The organism is Achromobacter marplatensis (assembly GCF_049060505.1).
GTDB lineage: Bacteria > Pseudomonadota > Gammaproteobacteria > Burkholderiales > Burkholderiaceae_B > Achromobacter > Achromobacter marplatensis_A.
Window position 1 is genome coordinate 190,696 of record NZ_JBMGRB010000006.1, and the last position, 26,453, is coordinate 217,148.

Consider the following 26,453-nt stretch of genomic DNA (forward strand, 5'->3'; position numbering starts at 1 on the left):
CGGTTCCTTACAGGTTCCCGCCACGGAACCATCATCGCCACCCCGTCACTCACCCCCAACGACTGACTACCAGAAAAAACAATGGTGAAGACCGTGCAGCTAGGCATACGCAAGTGGGGCGCCCTCTTGCGCGCGCGCGCCGCTTTGCCAATAACAATAGGCTGCTTATGCATGCTCATTCTGGCGCAGGCACTGATCGGCGTCCTGAGTCTGGCCGCGCTGAACCGGCTAGTCACCGACATTACGGCGGATCGACTGGAAGTTGCCGCGCGCCAGATTGGCGACAGCGTGGAAACCGGGTTACGGCTGGGTAAGCCATTGGGGCAGTTTTTTGGCCTTGAAGACCTGCTGCGCAGTGCCTCAAAGGTTGCGCCGGAACTGACTGGACTTGCTGTGTATCTGCCGAACGGCCAAGTCCTGGCGCAGGAAAAGCGTCCATCGGTAGACGTCGCGCCTTTAGTCCAAGCGCTGACGTCGCCCCCCAATGCGACGCTGGGAAACGGTCTTGTCCCGCGCGTATCGGGTGCGATTTCCCTGCACGCATCCAATCAGGTGGTTCTGGCCATCGCGTTGAAAGACGCGGCGGGTGCGCTGCAAGGCGCGGTTGTTCTGTCTACCCCGCGCGACACAGAAAAGACGCGTGCGCTCATCATCGATAATGTTCGACTGCTGATATTAGTGACGCTCGTCGTCGGGATAGGGTTGGTCCTGACCGTGCACTACGCCGTTCCCAACGCCGAACGGGTCGGCGAGGGACGGGCTCGGCTTTTAGCGCCCTTGCTCGCCCTGATGTTGGCGCAAGGAGTGTATGCCAGCTACACCATCCACACGTTCCGGAACGCCTGGCTCGACGTCACGCGCAGCAACGTTCTGGTTCTGGCCGAGGGGTTGCAACGGGGCCTGAATCGCGTTCTGGATTATGGCGTGCCGATCGATCGGCTTCGTGGCATCGAGACCCCGTTTGCCCGGCTGAGCGCCACGTTCCCCGCTATCGATAGCATTGAGTTGACCGATTCGCAAGGACGCATTCTGAATCGCGCCGGCGCGAAAGGGCCTTTGCCTGTGTCGCCCTCGCAACAGACGCGGAATCAGGACGAAGCGTTCACGCTGGTGCTGCCATTGGGGCAGGAAGGCGCGGCTCCGCAGGCCCGCGGCAATCTCATCGTCAGGCTATCTAGCGAAGTCATCGCCGCCGGGGTGCGGGCTCGCGCACTGGATGCAATGACTGTCACCGTCGTGGCGGTGGTTGCGGCGAGCGAAATGCTCCTGCTCCTGTGGTTGCTCATCGAACGGGCGTATTCCACGGTCAAGCACCGCACCGACGGGCGTGATATTGGCCGAGTTACCCGCCCCGTCATGTTCGGTTTCCTTTTTGCGTGGGCGCTGCCGCTGGGATTTCTTCCGATTTTCGCCCGGAGTTTGCCCGCCGAGGGGCTGACCATTCCTCTCAGCATGTCGATCGCCTTGCCTATTTCCGTGGAAATGGCTTGTGGCCTCCTCGCCGCGCTGGCGGCTGGGCGCCTGAGCGACCACAAAAGTTGGCGTTTGCCGGTCATATTGGGAATCGCGCTGACTTTCATGGGCATGGTGAGCTGTTCGCTGGCCATGAGCCAGCCGGCATTCATCGGAGCGCGGGGACTTGTTGGCATTGGCTACGGCTTGACGTGGATGGGGCTGCAGGGCGTGGTGGTCACACGTAGTCCGACTGAACACCGCGGACGCAACATGACTGGCGTGATTGCCGGCGTATTCGCCGGGCATCTGTCAGGCGCCGCGGTCGGTGCCATGCTGATGGAGCAACTAGGACCACGCGCTGTGTTCCTCGTCGGCGCCGTAATGCTGGTCCTTCCGCTGGTTGGCGTTCTGACCGTCATGCGCGCCTTTCGCGGAAGGCCCGTCGAGCCGCCGCTTTTTCGGCCTTCGGTAGCTGCCGGTTCCCTGCGTGAGCACATTCGCCAGTCGCTTCGACTATTCCGTACACGCGATTTTGCGCTGCTTTTGATCGGGAGCGTAGTGCCGTTTTCAATGTCCCAGGTCGGTCTTCTCTCATACGCTTTGCCGCTGTATCTGGAGGCTGATGGAGTCGCGGCGTCCAGCATCGGACGCGTGCTGATGATCTATGGCCTTTGCATTATTTACCTGGGACCGATCATGGGCCGAATCATCGACCGCTCCAGCGTCAACAAGAGATGGATCGTCGCGGGCGGCATGATCGGAGGCGCTGGCATGCTGGGCCTTTACTTTCACAATGGTATGGCGGCCGCCATGCTGGGCGTGCTGGCCTTGGGGTTGGCCAGCTGCTGCATCGGCGCCTCGCAGGCTGCTTACATGCTGGCGTTACCCCAGGTGCAGGCCTACGGCGCAGCCGGCGCCCTAGGCATTCTGCGCGCGTCGGACAAGCTCGGGCAGATGGCCGGCCCCCTCATTGTCGGCGCCGCCATCGGCACCGTTGGCATGCACGCGGGATTGGCGCTCATTGGCGCGTTTTATCTGACCGCCACCTTGGCTTTCCTTGTTTTCGCGCGTTGCGGCGCCAAATCGCGCGGAACATCCCCCCCGCGCGCCACTCCCCAGGACCCCGAATGAGCCATCAAACCTACATTGAATTACTGAGCGAATTTTGCTCGCTCGTTAGCGCCACCAACACCGCCGACATTCTTGAACACGGAAACCTGCATATCGACGGGGTCGCCTTCTCGCTCGCGCACGAGGATACGCTAGGCCGCGACGACATCATCATCTACTGCGACTTCGGCCCCCTTCCGCAGAAGGATCCCAGCCGGGCCCACCTGGAGCTGCTGCGGGCGAATCTCATGCTGTATGGCGGTTCGCTCGGCGGCACATTCGCCATCAATCCGGAATCGGGAAATGTCCTGCTGCTTGCCTATCAACGCCTGCTGGATGCCACTCCGGAAGGGCTGGCCTCGCACCTGCACATCCTCGCCGAACTCGCCAAATTATGGCGTGACGGCGAGGCGGTCCTGGACCGGCTCTTTGCTATCGAACCGGCGTCGCGCGCCGCGACGGCGGAACGATTCTGACTCGTGCCCGGATTTATTCCGCTTCACACCAAGTGATCTCATATGTTCAATTGTTTATATCCTCGCACTGCCACCGTCCCTGGTGATCAGCCGCAACCTCCTAAGCTCTTCTTTCCACGAGCCAAAGAGGTAATTTCCAGTACCGTCTCCGGCGCCGTTTACGGCGCCGTAAGCAGCGCCCTACGAAGGAATATTCCCCTACAAAGTCTTTCGAGGGCGCTGTATTGCACAATCGTTCCGGGTTGTGTGACTGCGGCGCTTGTCGGTGGTGTTGCAGGCCTGGAGATCGTAGAAAAATATGGCGGCCCCCGGCCTTCCAAGGGCCTGAAAGTGGCCGGCGCCGCCATCGGCGCGATTTTGTTTGGCGGCGCTTCGTCTGTTGGCGCCGCGTATTTTTTAACCAAAGCCACGACTCTAGCCGACGTTACGAATGACGACCTTGAAGTGCTTGAGAAATTGCTCGATTCCGTCGTGGCAAATATCGTTGCCAGCATCGCCTCAAAAATGATTCAAACAGCCGGGATCAATCTTTGCGTTCGCGAAGTGACGGCATCCGGTTTGGATACGCATGACAAATCCACACTGGCGAAGCGCGACCTCCTGCAGGCGGTCCGCTGCCTGCTCGACAGTTTGCCCAGAATGTCATTGCTCGGCATCCACGAGGTGACCGATAGCTGGACGGGCGCCATTCTGATCCACACCGGAGTGGGATTCACGGGAAATATCGCCGCCCTCGGTTGGGATGAGTTACGGGGCCGCAAGTTTGGATGCGACGAACCGCATCAGCGCAAAAACAGGGAGGTTAAAGAAGGGACCTGGTTGAACTTGAGGAACAAGGTCGGAGTCAGCATAGGAGCGGCGTGGGGCGCCGCCACGATTGCCCCTGCCATCAACGACGCAGGCGGTGTGCCGCTGGGTTGGCGGGCTGTCGTGTTTGCCGCGATCGGCTGCCTGATGGGAGCGGTTTTTGTCGGCCCGGCGCAAGCGCACTTCGCCAGAGCGCCGACGCCATCCATTGAGGGTGGAAACGCCGATGACGGCGGCGCTCCCCCCAGCAATGCGGCTCCGGGTTCGAACCCCGGCGAAGACGACGATCCGGACGGCAATGGGCTCGCGAATCCGAATCCTGTTGAAGACCTGAATTCGGACACCGATGCCTCTGGCAATTCGAACATCGGCGAGCCTCTCGACATGAACATCAATGTTCCCATCCCTGCAAAAACTGATGAAGTTGCCAATGCCTCCCCTCGCAGCGACGCCCGTTCGGCTTCCGATGACGACGACCAGGGCATCGAAATGCAGCCCATGGGAAATGCTGAATCCAACGTATAGGTCGTTGCGTTAGACCCCGTTCTGGGGCGGAAAGTGGTCTGGCATTCGTATTAAATGCGGCATGAAATGCTATGCCACTCAAGGCCTAAACTTGCTTCTTTTGACCGAGCCTCTTTGGCCCCACCCCGCCATCATGACGAACCTTGCACAATCCGACGACCCCATACCCCTCGTCAGCGCCCTTGCCTTGCCCCAGGCCGACCGGGACATCTGGGCAGCCATCGAGTCCGAACGGCATCGTCAGATGCAATCCATCGAACTCATCGCATCGGAGAACTTCGCCAGCCGCGCGGTGCTCGAAACCCAGGGGTCGGTGCTGACGAACAAGTATGCCGAAGGCTATCCGGGCCGCCGTTACTACGGCGGCTGCATGAACGTCGACATTGCGGAAGACATCGCGATTACGCGGGCAAAGCGGCTTTTCGGCGCGGCGCACGTCAACGTGCAGCCCCACTCCGGCAGCCAGGCGAACCAGGCGGTCTATCTGGCGCTGCTGACGCCTGGCGACAAAATCCTTGGCCTGGACCTGAAGGCCGGCGGACATCTGACGCACGGCGCCAAGGTCAATATGTCGGGCCGCTGGTTCCAAACCTTGAGCTACGGCGTCGACCCGGCATCGCAGCGCGTGGATATGGACGAGGTGGAACGCATCGCCAGGCGCGAGCGGCCCAAACTTATCGTTGCGGGCGGCTCGGCCTATTCGCGGACGCTGGACTTCGCGCGGTTCCGCGCCATCGCCGACGACGTGGGCGCCATTTTCATGGCCGACATGGCCCATTTCGCCGGCTTGGTCGCCGGCGGCGCCTACCCGTCGCCGGTGCCGCATGCGCACGTCACGACAACCACGACCCACAAGACGCTGCGCGGGCCGCGCGGCGGGATGATCCTGTGCAACGACGGCGAGATCGCCAAGAAGATCGATTCGGCCGTGTTCCCTGGCCTGCAAGGCGGCCCACTGATGCACATCGTGGCGGCCAAGGCCGTCGCGCTGGGCGAGGCCCTGCAACCGTCGTTCCGCACCTATGTGCGGGCCGTGGTCGACAACGCGCAAACGTTGTGCGACCGCCTCGCGGCGGGTGGATTGTCAGTCGTGTCGGGCGGCACGGATTGCCATCTGGGTGTCATCGATCTGCGTCCTTGGGGATTGGCGGGCAACACCGCCGAACAGGCGCTGGAGCAGGTCGGCATCACCTTGAACAAGAATGCCGTGCCCTTCGATGACGCCAAGCCCACGGTGACTTCCGGCATACGCGTGGGCAGTGCCGCCTGCACGTCCCGGGGCATGGGCGCCAGCGCGTTCAAGCAAATTGGCGACATGATCCTGGCCGTGCTCGGCGACGTGCGCTCGGGCGCTTCCGACCCTCGCACGGCATCCGCCGTGCGCGCCGAGGCGGCTGACCTGGCCCGGCGCTTCCCGCTTCCGTACTGAAACCACTGCCCGGCCAAGCGCCCGCCCATCGACCCGGCGACGGCCGCGATCAATCGCGATGATGGCGGCCATTTGAACGGGAATAACCCCTGTGCCTGTCGTGGTCTCGGTAGCCCGCGCGACGATATGAATGGTCGCGGCCGCGGTCGCGGTCCCAGTCGTGCCGGCGCCGTCCGCGGTCATCGTCGCCGGTGATGACGTGGCCCAACAGGCCACCGGCGGCGGCGCCGCCCACGGTGGCCCAGGGGTCGCCTTCCGACAACAATGCGCCGGCCACACCGCCCAACCCGGCGCCGATCACCGTATTGCGGGTCTGCTTATCGGCCTGCGCCGTCATGCTGACACCCAACGCCAGCACCCCTGCAAGAACTGCTTGGACAACGCGCTTCGTAATGGCCATCTTTTATTCTCCTGTAGCGGGCCGCGCCTGCAATGCGGCCGTGCCTGACGGCTTGAACCAGAAATCAAACATCTGGAAAGCAAGTTATCACTTCAGGTGTGTGTCAGTCCCGCAGGCTGGGATACGGTGTGTATAAGCGGTTTCAATCGCTTTCTGCGCCAGGCCGCGTAGGCAGGGAGAACGCGCTTCTTGTCCGGGCATGGCGACAGGCGCGCCGTCCGCGCCTAACGTTCCGGCGCTCTCGGAAGCAGACCGGCTTGTTCCAGACGCCAGCGCGGGATCTGGTATTCATACGAGGCGGCTTCCAGCGTCTCGTATTGCTTGAACCACGAGACGACATGCTTGTCGATATCGCCCGGAAGCGTCTCGAGCCAGGTGGCCAATTCTTCCGGCGAGGTAATGGCAAGCAAGGCGCCGCTGGCAAAGGTGGGCTCATCGGCCAGGCCTTGGCCGGGCACCAGATAAGCCCGGCGATACAGGCGGCCCTTGTCCCAGATCTCGGTGGGCACATACACCGGCCACTCCCGCTCGCAAGGCACCGACACATGCACGGCCAACGATACCCATTGCGTGTTTTCGAACGACGCCTTGTAGCGGATCAACTCGACGCCTTGCTCCACATCGCCCAGCGCACGCCACAAGCAGCGCTTGCGCTTCTTCTTCCAGCCCGTGAATGCGGGCTGCGATCGCAGCATCTCCATAAAGCCTTTCTCGATCAGATCGAAATCTATGGGCATATCGGGCTCCGGGGTCCTTGTTGCGCGATGCGGCACGCTGGTTCAAAACGAATTTAAGCACAGGCCTGCGCGGGTCAACTCTCGATACAATTGCGACACGCAAGACCGGCGCGCATGCCCTAGGATGCGGCTTCCCACGGCCCGGCCAGAAACACAAACGCTGCAGTACGTGGCATTGAACCCCATGAAAAAAATACTTTTGGTTGACGATCAGCCGATGCTCGTCGACATGTTGCGCGAATTCCTGCACATCGAAGGCTATGACGTCACGACCCATACCGATGGCCTGACCGCGCTTAAGCAGATGCTTGACGTGCGCCCCGATCTGGTCGTGACCGACTTCTCCATGCCGGGCATGAACGGCGCCGCGCTACTCACCGCCATGCGCGAAAACGCCTACCTGAGCGACACGCCCGTCATGGTGCTGAGCGGCCGGCCGGAACATGAAATCAGCGCGACGTGCGATGGCTATGCCGCCTATATGCGCAAGCCCGCCGAGCCGGCGGACGTGCTGGCGGTCATCCGCCGGCTGACGCCCGTGCCCTCCCGGCAGCCGCATCACATGGGCGGACCCGGGCCGATGACGGCACCTGCCCTGTTGGACGCCGCGCATGTCTGAACACCACCAATTCCTGTTCCCGCGTTATCCCCACCTGCCTGCGCCGGATTGGAAAAGGCTTGAATCGCAATTGCTTGACGCCGGGATCGTGCTGCCTCCGTTCGGTCGCAACGTGCCGTTGCGGGCGCTGGTCAATCTAAGCCTGACGCTGGCGCGCACGTTTGACTGCCCCTACCGCTACGACGACGCGATGCGCAGCCCCGCCGAAGTCTTGGCGTTGTACGAAGGGTGTGGCGGCCTGCCCGCCGACGCGCGGGCCGAGCCGGACTTCAGCATTGCGCAGACGCTTGAACTGCTGGCCCGTCACGGCGTGGAGCCAGACCGCACCTTCCTCGAGGACGAGGACAGCTCCTGGCATAGCCCGCATTACCTGTTGGGGCCTGGCGCGCGCGAATTCCTGAGCGCGCATGCCGCGCAAACCTATGACCTCGAGCCGCAGCAATTCGGCTTGATGCTGTTGGCCTACGACGGCCCGAATCCAGCCGTGAAAGTGGGCGAGAACCTGGAAGTGCCGAGCTTGCCGGAAACCGGCGAACCGGTGTCCGACATGGCGCCCTTCGACGACCACGTCGATTTCATCGGCGCGGCCTTTGAAGACCCCGCCGTGCAATGGCACTGCCCATCCAATGGCAACGCCTATCGCATTTTCGACCTGGACTGGCATTTCAGCCTGGCCCTGGGCTTCCGGATGATACGCACCGAATGGCTGGACGAAGAAAGCGCCCGCATGCTGGCGGATGCCGTGGGCAAGATCGTCGACGCGCCGATGGCGTGCAGCCATCGGCACCTTTGAGGGCTTACGCGTCGTAGTGCGCCAGCAAGCCGGTGATCGCGTGGCGCAAGGCGCGCTTGATCATGCGCGCCTCGGCGTCGTCGTCTTCGAGCCGGGCGTCGCGCACGTGGCGTTCTCGCACCGGGGCGCTCAAATGCGCGACGCGCAATGCGATCGCGCCGCCCGCGCCCGGTTGCGTGGCGCTGATGCGCACATATTCCGAATGGGCGATCTGCCGGACCAACTCGCGCGCGCCTGTGGCGGTCTCCGAGTACTGCGCATGATTCGAAGGGCCAGATCCGAATCGCACGGACAGTTGCGCAGGCCCCGCCGTGCGCAGCAAGACCGACAGGCGTTCCATGGCGTCTTCGATTTCGCCAGAAAAGCCGTCATAGACTCCATCGATCTCTCTATGCGGGCGCAGCAACGCCTGCACGTCGGAAAGATCCGCAAGACACGTCGCCAGGCGTGCGGCACCACGGGCATCGCGGCGCAACCAGCGCGGCGCCACAATGTCCGAGATCGCATGCGTGGGCGGATGAAAGCGATAGCTGCGCCCGTGGCGCGACATGACGCGGCTGCGATCGGGGTCGGTGTCGTCGGTGGCAAGCAGGCCGACCTGCGGCGATTCGGTGCAGTACACGTCATTGCCAGCGGCGATCAGGCAGTCCGCCCGCAGCGCGCCGCGCACCAGCACCTGGCAGCGATAGTGGCGGCATAACAACCCCGTGGCGTCCAAGCCTTCGGTGAACGCATGCCGCCCTGCGGGCAGCATCAACAGGCCGACCCGCGCCGGACCCAGCGCGACCAGCATCGGGCCGTCCTCAGGGTCGGCGCCTGACGCGCCGGGTTCCGAATGCCGGTCCGCCGCTTCTGCCACGCGCACCACATTAGCGTCCAGACCCGCCGCGAACACCCAGCCCGCTATCCGCAAGGCCGGGTGGTCGGGCAGTTGCGCCGGTAGCGCCAACGCCGTTGCCGCCACCGGCTCGTCAGCCACCAGCACCACCCATTGCCCGTCTCCGGTGATGGGCCGCCGTGCCGCCGCGACCTCGTCCAGCAAGGCGTAGTACGCACCGTTGTCGGTGTCGCGGATCCGGCCCAACAGCGTCTGGGCCTGCGCCAGGTTCAACGCCCGCAGCGTCAGGCCCTGCCATGCCACGCGGGCCTGGGCCGGTGTCTGGCGCGCGCGCTCCGTCCAAGCCTGCTGCTCGGCCGCCCGGGCGTCAAGCGCGGCGCGCTGATCGTCGGCCTGCTCTAGCCGCTGCGCGCGCTGCTGCTCGCGCCAGCGCTTGCGCGGATCCCCGTCCGCAGGTTCGCTCATTTTCCTTTGCGCATCGACACCGGCACGCCCCAGACCGGGTCTTCCATGCCCTGCTTGCCCAGCGTCGTGATCTGCATCGGTTCCAGCCTGGACAGCAACTGCTGGTGTTCCGCGCTGACGTTCTTGCGCTGCGCGATGAGCTTCTTCGAAAACTCCATGGGCGCCGGGCGGGTGTAGACCGTCAAGTCTTCAAGCGGGCATTCGATCATCTTGGGATCGACCGCGCGGCATGCCGATTGCTTGTACTGGTAAGCGGGCGTCTTCAAGTGCATGCGCTGGCTCAGCACCAACTGGCCGCTTTTGAGCGTGAAGCTTGCCAGCGCCTGCTTGGGCGGAATGCGCGACTGGATCTTGATCGCGGGGATGTCGCGATACTTCGTATCTTCGCGGTAGCCCGCCGCCGAGGTCTGCGTGGTGTCGCTGTATTGCTGCTCGCCCCAGCTCACGCAGGCGCCCGACGCCGCGTGCACGGCGGTGCAGACCGATCGCGTTTTGGTCTGCGTGCCATAGCTGGCATCTTGCCATGTGGTCTGTTTGTAGAACTCGCGATAGAGTTCGGGCGACAAATAAGACGTGCCATTCGCGCCGCGCCCCGACCCGACGGGGCCCTTCTGAGCGCCCACCTCGTCAAGCAACGCATTCAGTTTGTAATCGTCGCCACCCGTCAGCAGGTACTTGCCAGGCGGCAGGATATGCACCTCGAACGATTTGAACAGATGAGGCATCTTGGTGTCCTGCTGCAGCGAATTGGTCTGGAAGCTGCGGCTGAAGGTCACCTGCGGCGCGGCTTCGTTCATCCAGATCGCGCGGGTGGTGTACTTCGTCATGGACAACGCATCGCCCAGCGTGGGATGGGGCGTCAAGTCGGCCACCAACACCACGGCCATGCCCGACTTCAGCGCTTCGTCGATCAGATCCAGCAGCTGCGCGTAGCGCGGATCATCCCGGGTGCCCTCGTCGCTCATTAGCGAAGGCGACGCGCAGCCCGACAGGGCAATCGAAAGGGCCAGAGTGGACAACGCAAGTCGCGTTCGCGGCAAAGTCATGGATTGGTCCTTGAATGAGGCTGAATCAGGTCGTTGACCGCGCATACTACTGAGCCACTACCGGACCGCAATGCCCGCTTGGCGGCCTGAAACATGGCGCGACACGCGATTGCGCACAATGCGACAGGCCTTGCGCGACAACACGGACCAGCATTGCGGCCAAACCGCCAGCAATGGCGCGGGTCTTGGCCGCGCCGCGCCGGTGCGCCGCCCGGCAGCCCCGGCGCCAGCCGCAGCGACGTGCCCGAAAATTATTGTTGCGATTGTTTCCGGTCCTGTTGCTGTGATAGAGTCAATGCACAACGTCAACACGCCATCAGCCAACACCGTGTCCAGATTCCCGTCGATCGTGATTATTCGCTCCTCCGCTGCCATTGGGCGCCGGGGGCGAATTACGTTGGGCAGCTAAGCCCCACCTTCGCACCTCGCCTTCCAAAGGGCAGCGTACAGAACGCTGCCCTTTTTGCATTTCTGGACTCGAAAACATGTACACGCTGAATCTCTTCAAGCATGCCTTCCCGCTGACTACCACCCACGCCGATAAAACGGACACCCTGCAACGGTGGGCAAGCCCGCCAGTCGTCGAGGACCTGCATCGCGCGCAAGGCGCACGCCCGCTTTTCCTGCTGCACGACGGTCCGCCGTATGCCAATGGCGCCTTGCATCTGGGTCACGCCGTCAACAAAGGCCTGAAAGACTCGGTGGTCAAATTCAAACGGCTTCAAGGCTATTTCGCGCCGTATGTCCCGGGCTTTGACTGCCATGGCCTGCCCGTCGAACTGGAGGTCGAACGCTTGGGCCACGCCAAGGACGATCCACCGGCTTTCGTGGCGGCCTGCCGGTCCTATGCCCGGTCGCAGGTCGAACTGCAAACCGCCCAATTCCAGCAACTTGGCGTGGCCGCCGATTGGGACCAGCCCTACCTGACCATGGCGCCCGGTTTCGAGGCCGGTGCGGCCAATGTGTTCCAAACGTTGCCCGGCGCCGTCACGCGGCTGCGGCCGGTGCATTGGTGTCCGGCGTGCGCCTCGTCACTGGCGGAAGCCGAGGTCGAGTACAAGACCAAGGCCGGCGATAGTCTCGTCGTGCTGTTTCCGGTCGCAGGCGCCGACAACCTCTTCCTGGACGTATGGACCACCACGCCCTATACGCTGCCCGCGAACAAGGCCGTCGCCTACAACCCGGCGCTTCGCTATGTTGCCGCGGTCGACGGCCCGCGCACCCGGGTGCGCTTGCGCCAAGCGGGCGACGAGCAACTACCCGACTTCGAACTGGCGGGGTTGACGGTGGTCAGCCCCTATACCCGGGACACCGTCCCTGTCCTGCCGGCGGACTTCGTCAGCCGCGCCGGGACGGGGCTGGTACACATGGCGCCGGCGTTCGGCACGGACGATTTCCGCGTCTGCGAACAGCACGGCCTGGCGGTGGAGCAGTACCTGGACGCGCGTGGACGTTTTGTCGTGCCGGACATGCAAGGCATGGATCTGACGCAAGCCAGGGCCCACGTGCTGCAACGGGTGGCGCCCCTGGTCGTCTCCCTATCCGCCTTGGAACACGAATACCCCCATTGCTGGCGGCATAAGACGCCGGTGTTCTTCCGCGCCTCGCAAGAGTGGTTCCTTGACCTGGCCGAAACCCGGCAGCATGCCCTGCGCGCGTTGGACGAGGTGGAGTTCGTGCCGGCCTCTGGCCGTGAACGGCTGACCAGCATGCTTGCCGGGCGCGGGGCCTGGTGCGTATCGCGCAACCGGTTGTGGGGCACGCCCCTGGTGGACCCCGCCAACCCCGACGACCTTCGACTGGCGGCGCGGGTCGCCGAGGAAGGCGTGGAGGCCTGGCAAAGCGAAGGCCCTCGCCGCACGCTGGACGTGTGGTTCGACAGCGGCGTGACGCATCAGCTTGTGCTGATGCGGCGTTACGGACGTACCGCCGACGTCTATCTGGAAGGCTCGGACCAGCATCGCGGCTGGTTCCAGTCATCGTTGCTGACCTGCGCGGCGGCGGGCGGCGGCGCGCCCTACAAGCAGGTCGTCACGCACGGTTTCGTGGTGGACGGCACGGGCCAGAAATTCTCGAAGTCCAGCAAGAACTACCAGCCGCTGGATCAGATGTTGAAAACCTTGAGCCCGGACGTGCTGCGCTTGTGGACGCTGCAGCAGGACTTCACGCGCGAACTGAAGTTCTCGGCGCAGGCGCTGGCGCTGACCCAAGAGCGCTTTCGCAAGCTGCGCAATACGATGCGCTTCTGCCTGCAGAATTTGCAGGATTTCGATTGGAAGTCGCCGCCGCTGGTTCACCCGCTGGACCGGGTGCAGGCGGCCTTGCTGCGCAAGCTGGGCGGAGACGTCTGCGCGGCGGCCGACCGCTATGACTTTGCCGGCGCGGTATCGCATCTGCTGCGCTATGCCGAAAGCGCGTCCAGCGATTATTTCCCGGCGGTGAAGGACAGCCTCTATTGCGACCGGCCTGACGCGCCGCGCCGGCGGCAGGTCCAGCATGTGCTGGGCTTGCTGGTCCGCACGCTGGTGCGGTTGCTGACGCCCGTCCTGGCATTCTCTTGCGAGGAAGTCTTCCAATACCTGAAAGCCGCGGGCGCGGAACAAGCGGACAGCGTGCTGCTGGCCACGCTGGCCGACGTCCCCCTGCCCGCCTTCGACGACGAGGCCGCAAGCCTTGCGGCCTTTGACGAAGCGGTCGAGGTCAAGGGGGCCCTGCACCGCTGGGTGGAGGCCCATCGGGATGACTGGGTCAAGGGCGCGGCCCAGGTGGCGGTCACGCTGTCGCCAGAAACGGCGAACCGCCTGGGCGCATTCGCGGACGTACTTGGCGCCGCGGATGTGCGGCAAGACGATTCGATGGCTGCGGGCGCGCAGGCGCACTTCGGACCGACGGCGTGGCCCGCTTGCCCGTGCTGCCGCAGGCACGAACCGTCCGTGCCGGATGACGGGGGCCTGTGCATGCGCTGCGCCGACGTCCAGGCAGCGGTCAACCCGCAAACGCGACCGGGCCGCCTTGACACCCAACCGACCAACTAGTAGATTGGTTGTCATGCGAAAGGAATATCGACACTTTTCTTGCGTAGAACGCTGGGCGCTCCGCCCGTCTTCCGTCACACCGCCTGGATTCACATGAGTTTGGAGCTATCCCCAAGAGCCCTCGAGATCGTCGCGCAGACCAAGCAATTGCTTGCCGCTGGCGGTTATCACGGCTTCAGCTATGCCGATGTGTCCGAACGGGTCCATATCGGCAAGCCCAGCATCCACCATCATTTCCCGGCCAAGGCGGACCTGGTCCTTACCGTGGTCATCCAGCACCGCGAGCAGGCCCGCAACGGGTTGGCGGCGCTGGATCAACACGTTCCGGATCCGCTGGCCCGCTTGACGAACTACACGGATTATTGGGCCAAGTGCCTGCGCGATGGCTCGATGCCCATCTGCATTTGCGCGATGCTGGCTGCCGAACTGCCGATGATTCCCCAAGAGGTCGCGGACGAGGTGCGCGCCTATTTCGGTGAATTGACGGCCTGGATAGGATCCGTGCTTGAAGCTGGCGCCGCCGATGGCCAATTCCATCTGCGCGATAGCGTCGAAGTGGAAGCGCAGGCGTTCATGTCGACGGTGCATGGGGCGATGCTGACCGCGCGGGCACTCGGCGCCCCCAAGGTATTCGCATCGATTTCGCGCGCAGCCATTCGCCAGCTGACCGTATCGGATTGATCACAACGTGAAGCGCACCCAGCGGTGCGCTTTTTATTTGCCCCACAAACCGACCAACTAGTTGGTTGTTTATTGAGTTTCAAGGAGCCGCAAGCCATGCCACATCCCATTTCCGCCTTGGGGGCCGCCCACACCCTCATCAGTCTCGTCCCAGCCACCGTTGGCCTATACAGCTTTGCGCGATACCGCGGCATCGACAGCGCGACGCGAAGCGGCAAGATTTACCTGGCCGGGCTGCTGGTGGCCGTGCTGACGTCGTTCGGCCTATCCAGCACCGGCGGGTTCAATGCCGGCCATGCGCTGGGCATCCTGGCGTTGCTCTCGGTATCGGGCGCGCTGCTTGTATCGCGACTGCCCTGGCTGCCCCGCGCGCACCCCTATCTGTCCCAGCTTGGCTTCTCGTTCAGCTTTTTCCTGATGTGGATCCCCGGCATCGCGGAAACACTGACGCGGCTGCCTATCTCGCATCCGCTTGCGGACGGGCCGCAAGCGCCTTTGGTGCGCGGCGCGCTGGCGGCGTGGCTCGGGATTTTCGTCATTGGCGCCGTGACGCAGCAACTGTGGATTCGTATGCAACGACAAGCGCGCAACGCCCCTGCCCGCGCATAGCGTTTGCACGCGCCGCCAAGACCCTGCCGCGTGCCCTGCCACGCACAGCGAAGGATTCGCCATGAATTTGCATAGCATTGCCCCCACCGGCGCGGCCCGTATCAATGGCGTGCCCGATAGCGACCGTGCCGGGCGTTTGCGCGCCCAGGCCCACACCGACCGTGCGGCGTCGCCGTTCGCCCATTGCCTGAAGCACGCCGTCCAGGCATTTCACGATCAGCAAGCCAGGCTGGACGCGCATTCGATCGCCGTCAATCAGGCGCAGCGAGACGAACAGACCGTGCTGGAGGCGCGCGCCGAAGCGGCCAACGACCTGGGCACCATCCAAGGCCTGCTACCGCTGCAACCGTATCGCTTTGCGGTGGGACCGCCGCCGCTCCTGCCGCAGCGGACGTTCGGCAGATAAGCCATATCCCATTTGAAGCAGGCCCATTTGCCGAGGCCGTCACCGCCCCGAGCGAATAGCCTGATCGGAGCCACGTCGTCCACTGATCGCGCTGTCGTTTCTGTTATTTCTGTCTTGACAGAAATAACAGAAACCTCCTACAGTGGCCCCATGACACTGACTCCGATCGCCGAACGATTCATTCTCCATTGGGGCGAGATGGGCTCGCGCTGGGGCGTGAACCGCACCGTCGCCCAGATCCACGCACTGCTCTACCTGCTGGGCCGTCCCGTGCCCGCCGAGGAAATCGCCGACACGCTTGGCGTGGCGCGCTCGAACGTCAGCAACAGTCTCAAGGAATTGCAGGCCTGGCGCCTGGCCCGGGTGGTCCACGTCATGGAAGACCGGCGCGACCACTTCGAAACGTCGACCGATATCTGGGAACTGTTCAAACTGATCGTCGAAGGCCGCCGGCAACGCGAAATCGATCCCACGCTGACCATGCTGCGCGACAGCCTGGCCAGCCCGGAAATCGAAAACGAAAGCCGCGCCACCGAACAGCGCGTGCGCGAAACACTGGAATTCCTTGAAATCCTGACCACCTGGTCCGACGAGATGCTGCGCATGAAGCCTGAAACGCTGATGAAAACGCTGGGCATGGGCGCAAAGATCAGCAAGACCATGCGGCGCGGCAAGGCTTGATTCTTGAAGGCGGGACGAACATCCCGCCTTTTTTTCAGCACCAATTTCTGTCTATACAGAAATAGCAGAAACTAGAGAACCCAAAAACCATGAACGGCTTATCCATCAAGGCGACGGCATGAACATCCTGGTCTGCGGTGCGAACGGATTTATCGGCCAAGCCCTGTGCGACGCCTTGGCGCGTGACGGCCATCGGGTGCTGAAAGGCGTGCGGCTGGCCAGCCGGCCGGACGAGATCGCCATTGACTACATGACGGACACTCATCCGGCGGCCTGGACAGACCGGTTGCGCGGTATCCATGTGGTGATCAACGCCGTGGGCATCTTGATCGAAAGCGCGGACGCCACCTTCGACCGGGTCCATCGGGCGGCGCCGATCGCCTTGTTCGAGGCCGCGCGCCTTGCCGGCGTCCGGCGCATCGTGCAACTGTCGGCGTTAGGCGCCGAACATGGCGAAACGCCTTACTACCAAAGCAAGCGCGCGGCCGACGATCATCTGCGGTCGTTGCCCGTCGCTCACCATATCTTGCGGCCGGCGTTGGTCTATGGAGAACAAGGCGCGTCAGCCCGGTTTTTCCGCGCGCTGGCCACATTACCGATCCATCCGCTGCCGGGTGGCGGCCGCCAGTTGCTGCGTCCGATCCTCGCGGACGAACTGGCCGAGATCGTGGCGCGGTTGCTGCGCAATGACGATGGCGGCCCGTCCGTGCTGGACCTGGTCGGCGGCACCGAGGTTGAGTTTCGGCAGATGCTGGCAGCCTACCGGGCGTCCATGGGCTTTGCGCCGGCGCGGCGGTTCTCGGTGCCGGCTTGGCTGGTATCGGCCGGCGCAGCGCTGCTGAACCGGTTGCCGGGTTCCTTGTTGACGCGCGACACCTGGCGGATGCTGCGCGCCGGGAACACGGCCGCCTGCACGACGACGGCCCGGGCACTGGGGCGTGCGCCCGCCGGGGTCGAATCCTTCATCGAACCCGCCGATGCGCTGGCGCTGCGCCATCAGGCGCTGGCGGCGTGGCGGCCGGGCCTGCTTCGCGGCGCGCTGGCGCTGATCTGGCTATGGACGGCCATCTGCAGCGCTTTCCTTTATCCCGTAGCCGCCAGCCTGGCGCTGCTTGAACCGGTCGGCCTGCAAGGTGCCGCCGCGCGCGTGGCGCTGTACCTGGCTGCCGCGTTGGATTTCACGTTGGGCATCGCCACGCTGTGGCGGCCCGGCCGGCGTCTGTGGGCCGCGCAGTTGTGGCTGGTGTCGGGCTACACGGCCGTGATTGCCGTGGCGCTGCCCGAGTTCCTGTGGCACCCGTTCGGCCCCGTCCTGAAAAACGCCGCCGTCATCGCGCTATTACTTATTCTGCTTACCGAGGAGCCCAAACCATGAACGTATATCTGACGGTCAAGACACTGCATATTCTTTCGTCGGTGCTGCTGGTGGGCACGGGTTTCGGCACGGCCTTCTACCTGTTCTTTGCCAACCGAACGGGTTCCATCCCGGCGATCGCCGCCGTGTCGAAACTGGTGGTCCGGGCCGATCTATGGTTCACCACGCCTGCCGTCGTGTTCCAGCCCCTGTCGGGCCTCTGGCTGGCGCATGCCGCCGGGTGGCAATGGACCACGCCCTGGCTCAGCCTGTCGATCGCGCTGTATCTGCTGGCGGGCGTGTGCTGGCTGCCGGTGGTGTGGCTGCAATACGAAATGTCCAAGATGGCCGCCACCGCGCACGCCTCGGGTCAGGCCACGTTGCCGGCGCGCTACTGGCGCTTTGCGCACTGGTGGGAACGCCTGGGCTACCCCGCCTTCCTGGCCATGGTGGCCGTGTACTTCCTGATGGTCCTGAAGCCGGCGTTATAAAGCGGCGGCGCCGTTTTTCAGCCAACGTAGCTGGCCGTCATACGAACAGCTCAGGATACCCTTGCCCATGGCCATGACGTCCGTAGTGAAGTTCCGGCTGCTTTCCGCGCAAAGCTGTGTGCGGTCGGGCATCGCCCACAAACGCGTCTGGTTGTCTTCGCCTGCGGAAGCTAGCAGGGTTGCCGATAACCACCGCACACGGCGCGCGGCGGCGCGGTGCGCGGCGAACGAGCGCTGCTTCGTCCAGGCATCACCCCGCCGTTCCCACACCGCAAGGCTTCCGTCGATACCGGCGGTTGCGATATGGCGTCCGCCTTCGGATACGGCCAGGGAGCGCAGGGCAACGGCCCCCGGCAATACCTGCAAGCAGGCGCCGCTGGCCGGGTGCCAAATCCTGACGTCGCCATCTTCCGATGCCGACGCCAGCCGTCCCTGCGGCAGCTTGTCCACGCCCCAAACCCAACCGTCATGCCCTTCCAGCACGCCGCGTGCGTTCCCGTTCACATCCCACAATTTGATGCGCCCGTCGGCGCCGGCCGTGGCGATCGTGCCGTCATCCAGCGCCACCACGCTTAGCAGCGTGGCCGCGTGCGCCGCTTCGACGACATGCAGGCACCGTCCCGATTGCCAGTCCCAGACCCGCAGCGCGCGGTCGCGGGAAACCGACGCCAGGCACCGGTCGGACAAGCGGGCCAGACCCAGCACGGACTGCGTGTGCCCGTTCAGCGTTTGCAGCAAACTGCCGTCTCGATGCCATACCCGGATCGAGGTATCGCGCCCGCCGCTGGCGAAGATCTCGTCGCTCAGGCGTTCCAGCGTCCACACATAGCCCTGGTGTCCCGATTCAAAGGTGGCCGGCGCAGCCTGACACGGCCCGTCCGGCGCGCGATAGATCACGTCGCTGCGCAAGATGTATTTGGTCCCCGACGCCACGCGCGCGCCGGCATGCCACAGGCGGTGATCAAAAACGATCAGACTTCCCGCCTGCGGCGTCACCGTGGCGATCGGTTCGCCGTCGCCAGCATGCCCGGCTTCATAGAACTGGGTGTCGCCGCCCTCGCATGACGCCCCATCGCTCAGATAGACCAGAAAGGTCAGGCACGATTGCTGGCTGCGGCTTCGATGATGCACGCCATCCTGGTGCATGTGAAACACCTGCCCGGGGCGATAGCGGCATAAGCGGAACCGTTCATTGATCGAATCCAGCGTCCAGGGCAAGGCCGACGGTGCCGTCTCCGCCAGCGGCATGGACGCGGGCACCAAACCTTGCAACCGCGCGAACATTCGAGAGGCCAGATCCGGGCAATCGAGCACTTGGCGATCGTTGTTCCGGTAGGACGGCGGGTAATCGCTATCGGCTCCTGCGTAGCCCCGAGCCTCGCTTTCCGCGATCAGGCGGTCGCACTCTTCCCTGGAGAGAAAGCCGGGTATCACTTTGCAGAACAGGCTTCCGTCGGGCAGTGGGAAAAAGGGCTCGGCGGCGCGGCAGGCGGAGGGGTTAGACATGGCTATGGCCCGATCAATGGCATTGTTTTATAAATTGGTTGAACAACCAATATTGAAAAATTACTCCTCTACGGCACTTCGCGCAACTAAAATTGGTTATCTACCCAACTATGACGCCCACGCCATGGCCCGAAGCCCCAACACCGAAGCCCGCCGCGCTGAAATTACGCAAGCCCTGCTCACCGTCATTGCGCGGCACGGCTATGAGAAGGCAACGATCCAGTCCATCGCAAGCCAGGCGGGCCTGGCACCGGGCCTGATCCACTATCACTTCAAGCACAAGCAGGAAATCCTGTTGTCGCTCATTGACATGCTGGCCGAGGTCGCGCGTAGCCGTTTCACGCGTATTTGCGATGAAGCCGCCGCGCCTGGCCTGCGCCTGGATGCCTATCTGGAGGCCCGTCTGGGCAGGGGCGAAGGCGCGGCGCCGGAAGCGGTCGCGGCCTGGGTCATGATCAGCGCCGAAGCCGTGCGCCAGGAAGAGGTGCGCGCGGTGTACAGCCAGGTGATCGCGCAGGAACTGGCGATGGTCACGGAATTGGTGGTTGCCGCCTTGCGCGAGCAGCAGCGCGACACTCGGGGCGCGCGAACGCTCGCGGCGGGCGTGCTTGCCCTGATGGAGGGGGCATTCGGGCTATCCAGCGCCACCACCGCCGTGATGCCGGCCGGGTATGCCGCGAAAGCAGCCAAGGACTTTGCGCATATGGCTATCGCGGCTGCCGCCCCCGCCCGGCACGCCGGCCGTTAACGCTTCATCCCGCGTTCGCCGCAAGCTTGACCGGCGAATCAACGGCCTGCTCGGCCGAATCGGCATCCACCGAAGCCAGCCGCTGCTTCGCGTGCTTGGCGCGGTAATCGCCCAGGAATTTGGCGATGCGGCCGATAGCTTCCCGCAGGTCGGCTTCGTGCGGCAAGAACACAATGCGGAAGTGGTCGGGGCGCGACCAATTGAAGCCCGTGCCCTGCACCAGCATCACGCGCGTGGCTTCGAGAAGCTGCAAGAAGAACTGGCGGTCGTCCTGGATGGGATAGACCTCGGGGTCCAGCCGCGGGAACATGTACAACGCGGCCTGCGGCTTGACGCAGGTGACGCCCGGGATGGCGGTGATCAGCTCGTAGGCCAGTTCGCGCTGGCGGTGCAACCGCCCGCCCTCGCGCACCAGATCGTTGATGCTTTGGTAACCGCCCAGCGCGGTCTGGATCGCCCACTGGCCCGGCACGTTGGCGCACAGCCTCATGTTGGCCAACATATCCAGGCCTTCGATGTAATCGCGGGCAGCTGCCTTGTCGCCCGAAACCACCATCCAGCCGGCGCGATAGCCACAAGCCCGGTAGCTCTTGGAGAGCGAATTGAACGTCAGCGTCAGCACGTCGGTAGACAAACTGGCCAGCGCGGTGTGCTGGACATCGTCGTACAGCACCTTGTCATAGACTTCGTCGGCCAGGATGACCAGCCCGAATTCGCGCGCGATGTCGACGATTCCGCGCAGCACGTCATCGGGGTACAGCACGCCGGTCGGGTTGTTCGGGTTAATGACCACGATGCCCTTGGTGCGCGGCGTGATCTTGGCGCGGATATCGTCCAGGTCGGGGATCCAGCCATTCGCCTCGTCGCACAGGTAGTGCACGGGCGCGCCACCGGACAAGCTGGTGACCGCTGTCCACAGCGGGTAGTCCGGCGCGGGCAGCAACAGTTCGTCGCCGTCATCAAGCAGCGCGTTGGTTGCCATCGCGATCAGGTCGGACGCGCCGTTGCCCAGATAGATATCGTCCAGCGTCACGCCCTGCGTGCCCTGCGCCTGGGTGTAGTGCATGACCGCCTTGCGCGCGGCGAAGATGCCCTTGCTGTCCGAATAACCGGCCGAGTTGGGCAGGTTGCGGATCATGTCCAGCTGGACTTCTTCCGGGGCATCGAAGCCGAACGCGGCCAGATTGCCGATATTGAGCTTGATGAGGTGCTGGCCTTCGTCCTCCATCTGTCTGGCCCGATCCATGATCGGGCCACGAATGTCATACAGGACGTGAGCGAGCTTGCTCGATTTTTTAAGGGTCTTCATGGACGGGTTACCGTGAGATGCGCGCCTTGCAGGGTCGGGCGCTTGATCAGCCAGGTCATTAATCACCGGATGGCGACCAATGATAGCCGCCTGACGCCGACTGTCGATGACGTTCCTGGGCCGCGCGGCCCCACACCCTTAAAAATCAAAGACTTAGACAAATTTCACGGTAATAGGCCACGCCCGATTCCGCATGGCGGTCAGCTAACGCGATTCCATGAGCCGTTCGAGAAACCACCGGCCTGCCGGGCCAGGCGGCGTGTCCTTTCGGTAAACCGCGAACATCGCTATTGGCGGCGTGCGATCCTCGAAAGCCTCCAGCCGCAGCCTGACAAGCGCGCCGGCATCCAGGTCAGCCTGTACCATCGCCAGCGGCATGTGCCCCCACCCGAATCCGGCGCGCAAGAACGCGTGCTTTGCGCCAAGGTCAGCAAGCCGCCATGTCTGCGGAGAAAACACGGCGAAGGTCGCGCCGTCGGTCAGCGCCGTGCGGTCGGTAAGCACCAACTGCACGTGCTCCTTCAATTCGCGCGGCTGGATCAGGCCATCACGAGACGCCAGCGGATGTGACGGCGCGGCAACCGTAACCATGGGCACGTCTAGCAGTTTTTCCGCTTCCATGAGGTCTGGAATAACCGGCATTGAACCGCTGATGCCAATCCGGCACGTTTGTTCAATGACCGGCTGCATGACGGCGCCTAGTGCTTCTACGTAGAGTCGTAATGGCGTGTGCGGAAACGCTTTTCGGAATGCGCCGACCGCATCGGTCAGCGATGACATTGGGTACATGACGTCGACCACTACGGACAGTTCTGGCTCGAGCCCTTCCGCCATCGCGCGCGCCTTCGATTTGAAGCCGTCCATCCCGCTTACAACCGTGCGCGCCTGAATCAGGAGCGCGGCGCCTTCTTCGGTCAGGCGTGGATAGCGTCCGGTGCGATCAAAGAGCCGCACGCCAAGTTGGCCTTCCAGGTTCGCCAGGGTGTGACTGACGACAGATTGAGCGCGCCTTAGCTTGCGGCCCGCTGCCGAAAAGCTGCCCTCGTCGGCGGCGGCGATAAAGGTGCGAAGCTGGTCGAGCGAGACGGCGTCGAGCATGTATCTGGTATTTAGATAGATAACATCGAAAAATATAGGCTTCATGGATAGGAGTCAAGATCCTAAGCTTCGAACATCAACTTTTCCACAAGGATGTTCACCATGAATTCGACCCCCAACACCGCTACGGCACTTCCCTTGATCGGCCGCGTATTGATGGCGGCAATTTTCTTATTCAGCGCCCTGGGCAAGCTGATAGCGCCCGATGCGAATCTGGCATACATCGCATCGATGGGATTGCCAGCCCCCGTGCTTGGCCTCGTGGCAGCGGTGGTTCTGGAACTGATCGGTTCAGTCCTGCTCGGGCTAGGTTATCGGACCCGTCTGGTGGCTGCCTTACTGGCGGCGTACACCATCGCAACCGCGTTTATCTTTCACCATGCGCTGGCGGACCAGAATCAGTTGTTCCACTTTCTTAAAAATCTGGCCATGGCAGGCGGGCTTTTGCAGGTGGTGGCGTTCGGCGCGGGCGCGTTCAGCCTGGACAAGCGTCGCGCGCACATTGCATTGGCCGCCGTTTGATAATCCCTTCATAGGAACACGATCATGAATAACGCAGCGACTTTGTTGGAACAGCATTTGCTGTGGCTGGTTGATGACAATCAGCAATGGCAAGGCCTGATCCATGACGACATCGTATGGGACTTGCCTTACGCACCCAGCCTTGGCCACCCATTGCAGCTTGATGGCCGCGAGGCCGTCGTCAAGCATGCGAACTGGTTCAAAAACGCAGTTACCGATTTCCGTTTTTTTGATATCGAAATCACAGCAAGCGACGTCCCCCATAAAGCCGTCGCACGGGTGCGAGCCGAAGGGCGGGTCCCCGAAACGGGGCGGCTCTACCAGCAAGAGTATGTTGTCTTCCTGACAGCGCGTGACGGACGTATCGCGCACTTGCGAGAGTATTTTGATCCGGTCAAGGCCGCGCTGGCATTCGACGCGCCGATCGTCGGTGTCGCCACAACGCGCAGCTGATGCCCGGTCAAACCAGGCTCTTGAATAGCGCATGACGGGCCACGTCCAAGGATAGGAAATTCCCGGACGTGGCCGAATGGCAAGGCCTTAGCTGCCGAAGCGGACTGCGGGCGAAAGCGTGAACGATTCGCGCATGTCGCGGACTTCATGTAACGGCGTCCGCCCAAACAGGCGCTTGAACTCACGGCTGAACTGGGGCGCGCTTTCGTATCCCACGCGAGCCGCTGCCGCGGCGGCCGTCACACCGTCACGTATCATCATCAGCCGCGCCTGATGAAGGCGAGTCGACTTGATGTACTGGATCGGCGAGGTCTGCGTCACGGTGCGAAAGTTGGCATGGAAAGCGGGCACGCTCATCCCGGCTTCCTCGGCAAGACTCGCAACGTTCAGGGGCGTTGCGTAGTCCGCGTGGATACGTTTGAGGGCGCGCGCCACACGCCCAAATCGGCCGTGATGCGCAAGCGCGGCACGCATCGCGCCGCCTTGCTCGCCCGTCAGTACCCGATAGCAGATCTCGCGCACCAGGCTGGGGCCGAGCACCTGCGCGTCAAGCGGGTCGGTCAAGGCCTCTAGCAACCGTAGCGTGGCGCTTGCAAGGCGTCCCGCCAGCCGCGTGGAGGCCATGCCGGCCGGCGGTGCATCGGGATGATGACCCGCCGACCCGATCTGCGTGATCAGGTCGCTTAGTTCAAGCAGGTCCAGGCGGATGGATACCGCAAGCATGGGTTCCTCTGGCGAGGCCTGCGTTTCGGTGGAAAACGGTAACGGCACGGACAACACGAGGTAATGCTGCGCGTCGTAGACATACACCTCGTCGCCCAGGAATCCTAGCTTTCGCCCCTGGCAAACGATCACGATGCTTGGCTCATAAAGCACGGGCGTGCGTCCAAGCGGGCGGTCGGACCGCATCAGACGCACGCTGTCCAGCGCGGACTGCGTGTAGCCCTCGTTGGGCGCCAGCGTCTCCAACAAGCGAACCATCTTGATCGAAGCAGTACTTCGGACCTTGGCCACCGCCTTCTCCCCCTGTGTCGCGACAGGCGCCATTCTAGCTTTTCCCTGCCCGACCACGCCAGCCAGAACGATAGGAATAGGCAATAACGGGATCGGTCCGTGTATTCGTCTTAAGCGCGGGATTTCCTAACATTCATGCACCGGATGATGAATGAATAAGGCTGTAGCGCGGGGCGAAACCCGTCAGGCACGCCCCCACGATTCAATCTCCGGATACACCCGAAGGCTGCAATCGAAAAATAGGATTATTCAACATGGCAATTTCCTCGAACGAATCGAAAGTGATCCTGATCACCGGCGCCAGCAGCGGCATCGGCGAAGCCGCTGTCCGCTTGCTCTCCACGCAAGGACATCGGCTTTTTATCGGCGCCCGCCGCACCGAGCGGCTTGCCCAGCTGGCGAAGTCGCTGCAGGACGCAGGCGGAATCGTCCAATACCGGGAACTCGACGTTACGTCGGCAGAGAGCGTCGCGACGTTCGCGCGCGCTGCGCTTGATGCGTTTGGCCGCATCGATGTGCTGATCAACAATGCCGGCGTGATGCCGCTTTCCCCGCTCAGCGCGGTAAAGGTGAATGAATGGGACCGAATGATCGACGTGAACATCCGAGGCGTGCTTCATGGCATCGCGGCTGTCCTGCCGACGATGGAGCAGCAGGGTAACGGTCAGGTCATCAACATTTCTTCAATCGGCGGCCTTACCGTGTCGCCCACCGCGGCCGTGTATTGCGCCACGAAGTTCGCCGTCCGCGCCATTTCCGACGGCTTGCGCCAAGAGACGGACAAGATCCGCGTCACGGTGATATGCCCCGGCGTCGTGGAATCTGAACTGGCCGATTCCATCTCCGACGATACCGCCCGCTCGGCCATGCAAGCGTTTCGCCGTATCGCCATCCCCCCCGATGCCATCGCTCGCGCAATCGCCTACGCGGTCGAGCAGCCGGCCGACGTCGACGTCAGCGAAATCGTTGTGCGCCCGACCGCCAGCCCCTTTTAACCACACGACGGACATCGTTCACTTTGACAAGGAACATCACCATGACTGCACGCAAGACTGAAACCGGCGCCTTCGCGGGCAAGGTCGCCATCGTTACCGGCGCGGCCAGCGGTATTGGCCTGGCCACCACCGAACTTCTGCATGCCGAGGGCGCCAGCGTTATCGCGGTTGATCGAAGTTGCAATATCGAGGCACTGGCACGCCCGGGCATCATCCCCCTCGTGGCCGACGTGGCGCATGAAGAAAGCGCCGTGCAGGCCGCTTCAATGGCGATTGAACGCTTCGGCAAGCTCGACATCCTGGTGAATAACGCGGCCATCATCATGAACAAATCCCTTGTGGATATGTCATTGGAAGACTGGAATCGCGTTCAGTCGGTAAACGTGACCGGTGCATTCCTGTTCTCACGCGAGGCGATGCGCGCGATGGTCCCGGCGGGAAAGGGCGCCATCGTCAACGTAGGTTCTTACGCCTGCTATCAGGCTTTCCCGCAGATCTCGGCGTATGCGGCCTCCAAGGGCGCACTGGCGCAGTTGACGCGCGCCCTGTCGCTGGAAGCCATTGAGCATGGCATTCGCGTTAACGCGGTGGGCTCCGGAGATGTCATCACCAACATCACCAACCATATCCACGCAGACGGTCAGGCGTTCCTTGCCGAGCATGGCAAGAAAGCGCCCATCCGCCGCGCGGCGCAGCCGCAGGAAATCGCGGAAGTGATCGCGTTCCTTGCTTCAGACAAAGCCAGTTTCATCCTTGGCGCCGTCGTCATGGCCGACGGCGGCATGAGCGTGGCGCTTGCCTGAAGTCTCCTGGATCATCATCACGAATATGCCCCGCGGCCGGAGGCCACC

At 63.1% G+C, this 26,453-nt stretch carries 26 protein-coding genes; 18 read left to right on the top strand and 8 right to left on the bottom strand.

Features of this window, described 5'->3' with window-relative positions; translation table 11 throughout:
* Window positions 1-171: 171 nt before the first annotated feature.
* The 4 genes from ACI0FO_RS16985 to glyA all read left to right on the top strand — a co-directional run bounded on the left by ACI0FO_RS16985 (window position 172) and on the right by glyA (window position 5,802).
* The gene (locus ACI0FO_RS16985) at window positions 172-2,586 is read left to right on the top strand and encodes an MFS transporter (RefSeq protein WP_416028445.1); all 2,415 of its coding nucleotides are present in this window, start codon (window positions 172-174) and stop codon (window positions 2,584-2,586) included.
* Window positions 2,583-3,041 carry a CesT family type III secretion system chaperone gene (locus ACI0FO_RS16990; RefSeq protein ID WP_416028447.1) on the top strand — a complete coding sequence of 153 codons (459 nt, stop codon included), beginning with the start codon at window positions 2,583-2,585 and terminating at the stop codon, window positions 3,039-3,041. The genes ACI0FO_RS16985 and ACI0FO_RS16990 overlap by 4 nt, the downstream gene beginning before the upstream one ends.
* Window positions 3,042-3,287: 246 nt before the next feature.
* Window positions 3,288-4,373 carry a hypothetical protein gene (locus tag ACI0FO_RS16995; RefSeq protein ID WP_416028449.1) on the top strand — a complete coding sequence of 362 codons (1,086 nt, stop codon included), beginning with the start codon at window positions 3,288-3,290 and terminating at the stop codon, window positions 4,371-4,373.
* Between the two features lie 133 nt (window positions 4,374-4,506).
* Window positions 4,507-5,802, top strand: coding sequence for a serine hydroxymethyltransferase (gene glyA, locus ACI0FO_RS17000; RefSeq protein WP_416028451.1), 1,296 nt, complete (start codon window positions 4,507-4,509; stop codon window positions 5,800-5,802).
* Between the two features lie 49 nt (window positions 5,803-5,851).
* On the opposite strand, the gene ACI0FO_RS17005 is transcribed toward glyA, so the two are convergent.
* Both ACI0FO_RS17005 and ACI0FO_RS17010 read right to left on the bottom strand, forming a co-directional pair.
* Complete coding sequence (locus tag ACI0FO_RS17005) at window positions 5,852-6,202, bottom strand: glycine zipper 2TM domain-containing protein (RefSeq protein WP_416028453.1); 351 nt, start codon at window positions 6,200-6,202, stop codon at window positions 5,852-5,854.
* Window positions 6,203-6,426: 224 nt separating this feature from the next.
* The gene (locus ACI0FO_RS17010) at window positions 6,427-6,939 is read right to left on the bottom strand and encodes a hypothetical protein (RefSeq protein ID WP_416028455.1); all 513 of its coding nucleotides are present in this window, start codon (window positions 6,937-6,939) and stop codon (window positions 6,427-6,429) included.
* Window positions 6,940-7,123: 184 nt separating this feature from the next.
* Here ACI0FO_RS17010 and ACI0FO_RS17015 point away from each other — a divergent pair, with 184 nt between their 5' ends.
* Together ACI0FO_RS17015 and ACI0FO_RS17020 are read left to right on the top strand one after the other, a co-directional pair.
* A complete protein-coding gene (locus ACI0FO_RS17015) occupies window positions 7,124-7,558 on the top strand; it encodes a response regulator (RefSeq protein ID WP_416028457.1) in 435 nt (144 codons plus the stop codon).
* On the top strand, window positions 7,551-8,351 hold the full coding sequence (locus ACI0FO_RS17020; protein WP_416028459.1) for a hypothetical protein: 801 nt from the start codon (window positions 7,551-7,553) through the stop codon (window positions 8,349-8,351). The genes ACI0FO_RS17015 and ACI0FO_RS17020 overlap by 8 nt, the downstream gene beginning before the upstream one ends.
* A 4-nt stretch (window positions 8,352-8,355) precedes the next feature.
* Here the strand turns inward: ACI0FO_RS17020 and ACI0FO_RS17025 are convergent, their stop codons facing one another.
* Both ACI0FO_RS17025 and ACI0FO_RS17030 read right to left on the bottom strand, forming a co-directional pair.
* Window positions 8,356-9,654, bottom strand: coding sequence for a hypothetical protein (locus tag ACI0FO_RS17025; RefSeq protein ID WP_416028460.1), 1,299 nt, complete (start codon window positions 9,652-9,654; stop codon window positions 8,356-8,358).
* Window positions 9,651-10,700 (bottom strand): hypothetical protein, encoded by a 1,050-nt coding sequence (locus ACI0FO_RS17030; protein WP_416028461.1) that lies wholly within the window; start codon window positions 10,698-10,700, stop codon window positions 9,651-9,653. Before ACI0FO_RS17030 ends, ACI0FO_RS17025 begins: the two co-directional genes overlap by 4 nt.
* Before the next feature lie 485 nt (window positions 10,701-11,185).
* Between ACI0FO_RS17030 and ACI0FO_RS17035 the strand changes: the two genes are divergently transcribed.
* The 7 genes from ACI0FO_RS17035 (at window position 11,186) to ACI0FO_RS17065 (ending at window position 17,957) form a co-directional block, all read left to right on the top strand.
* Window positions 11,186-13,735: a class I tRNA ligase family protein gene (locus tag ACI0FO_RS17035; protein ID WP_416028463.1), complete on the top strand. Its 2,550-nt coding sequence runs from the start codon at window positions 11,186-11,188 to the stop codon at window positions 13,733-13,735.
* Window positions 13,736-13,828: 93 nt separating this feature from the next.
* The gene (locus ACI0FO_RS17040; RefSeq protein WP_416028465.1) at window positions 13,829-14,416 is read left to right on the top strand and encodes a TetR/AcrR family transcriptional regulator; all 588 of its coding nucleotides are present in this window, start codon (window positions 13,829-13,831) and stop codon (window positions 14,414-14,416) included.
* Between the two features lie 96 nt (window positions 14,417-14,512).
* Complete coding sequence (locus ACI0FO_RS17045) at window positions 14,513-15,025, top strand: hypothetical protein (RefSeq protein ID WP_416028467.1); 513 nt, start codon at window positions 14,513-14,515, stop codon at window positions 15,023-15,025.
* Between the two features lie 61 nt (window positions 15,026-15,086).
* Window positions 15,087-15,431, top strand: coding sequence for a hypothetical protein (locus ACI0FO_RS17050; RefSeq protein ID WP_416028468.1), 345 nt, complete (start codon window positions 15,087-15,089; stop codon window positions 15,429-15,431).
* Window positions 15,432-15,581: 150 nt separating this feature from the next.
* On the top strand, window positions 15,582-16,112 hold the full coding sequence (locus ACI0FO_RS17055; protein WP_175170225.1) for a GbsR/MarR family transcriptional regulator: 531 nt from the start codon (window positions 15,582-15,584) through the stop codon (window positions 16,110-16,112).
* 118 nt (window positions 16,113-16,230) lie between these two features.
* On the top strand, window positions 16,231-17,487 hold the full coding sequence (locus tag ACI0FO_RS17060) for an SDR family oxidoreductase (RefSeq protein WP_416028471.1): 1,257 nt from the start codon (window positions 16,231-16,233) through the stop codon (window positions 17,485-17,487).
* On the top strand, window positions 17,484-17,957 hold the full coding sequence (locus ACI0FO_RS17065) for a DUF2269 family protein (protein ID WP_416028473.1): 474 nt from the start codon (window positions 17,484-17,486) through the stop codon (window positions 17,955-17,957). Before ACI0FO_RS17060 ends, ACI0FO_RS17065 begins: the two co-directional genes overlap by 4 nt.
* On the opposite strand, the gene ACI0FO_RS17070 is transcribed toward ACI0FO_RS17065, so the two are convergent.
* Window positions 17,952-19,463 carry a 2OG-Fe(II) oxygenase gene (locus ACI0FO_RS17070; RefSeq protein ID WP_416028475.1) on the bottom strand — a complete coding sequence of 504 codons (1,512 nt, stop codon included), beginning with the start codon at window positions 19,461-19,463 and terminating at the stop codon, window positions 17,952-17,954. The genes ACI0FO_RS17065 and ACI0FO_RS17070 overlap by 6 nt on opposite strands.
* Before the next feature lie 124 nt (window positions 19,464-19,587).
* Between ACI0FO_RS17070 and ACI0FO_RS17075 the strand changes: the two genes are divergently transcribed.
* The gene (locus ACI0FO_RS17075; RefSeq protein ID WP_416028477.1) at window positions 19,588-20,211 is read left to right on the top strand and encodes a TetR/AcrR family transcriptional regulator; all 624 of its coding nucleotides are present in this window, start codon (window positions 19,588-19,590) and stop codon (window positions 20,209-20,211) included.
* A gap of 4 nt (window positions 20,212-20,215) precedes the next feature.
* Here ACI0FO_RS17075 and ACI0FO_RS17080 read toward each other — a convergent pair whose 3' ends face one another.
* Both ACI0FO_RS17080 and ACI0FO_RS17085 read right to left on the bottom strand, forming a co-directional pair.
* Entirely contained in the window at window positions 20,216-21,520 is a 1,305-nt protein-coding gene (locus tag ACI0FO_RS17080) for a pyridoxal phosphate-dependent aminotransferase (RefSeq protein WP_416028479.1), read from the bottom strand.
* 204 nt (window positions 21,521-21,724) lie between these two features.
* A complete protein-coding gene (locus tag ACI0FO_RS17085; RefSeq protein WP_416028696.1) occupies window positions 21,725-22,618 on the bottom strand; it encodes a LysR family transcriptional regulator in 894 nt (297 codons plus the stop codon).
* Window positions 22,619-22,711: 93 nt separating this feature from the next.
* Here ACI0FO_RS17085 and ACI0FO_RS17090 point away from each other — a divergent pair, with 93 nt between their 5' ends.
* On the top strand, window positions 22,712-23,140 hold the full coding sequence (locus ACI0FO_RS17090; RefSeq protein ID WP_416028481.1) for a DoxX family protein: 429 nt from the start codon (window positions 22,712-22,714) through the stop codon (window positions 23,138-23,140).
* 24 nt (window positions 23,141-23,164) lie between these two features.
* Entirely contained in the window at window positions 23,165-23,593 is a 429-nt protein-coding gene (locus tag ACI0FO_RS17095) for a nuclear transport factor 2 family protein (protein WP_416028483.1), read from the top strand.
* Window positions 23,594-23,680: 87 nt separating this feature from the next.
* On the opposite strand, the gene ACI0FO_RS17100 is transcribed toward ACI0FO_RS17095, so the two are convergent.
* A complete protein-coding gene (locus ACI0FO_RS17100; protein ID WP_416028698.1) occupies window positions 23,681-24,574 on the bottom strand; it encodes an AraC family transcriptional regulator in 894 nt (297 codons plus the stop codon).
* Window positions 24,575-24,861: 287 nt separating this feature from the next.
* Between ACI0FO_RS17100 and ACI0FO_RS17105 the strand changes: the two genes are divergently transcribed.
* Both ACI0FO_RS17105 and ACI0FO_RS17110 read left to right on the top strand, forming a co-directional pair.
* The gene (locus ACI0FO_RS17105) at window positions 24,862-25,602 is read left to right on the top strand and encodes an SDR family oxidoreductase (RefSeq protein WP_416028485.1); all 741 of its coding nucleotides are present in this window, start codon (window positions 24,862-24,864) and stop codon (window positions 25,600-25,602) included.
* 41 nt (window positions 25,603-25,643) lie between these two features.
* Complete coding sequence (locus tag ACI0FO_RS17110) at window positions 25,644-26,405, top strand: SDR family NAD(P)-dependent oxidoreductase (RefSeq protein WP_416028487.1); 762 nt, start codon at window positions 25,644-25,646, stop codon at window positions 26,403-26,405.
* Window positions 26,406-26,453: the final 48 nt, after the last annotated feature.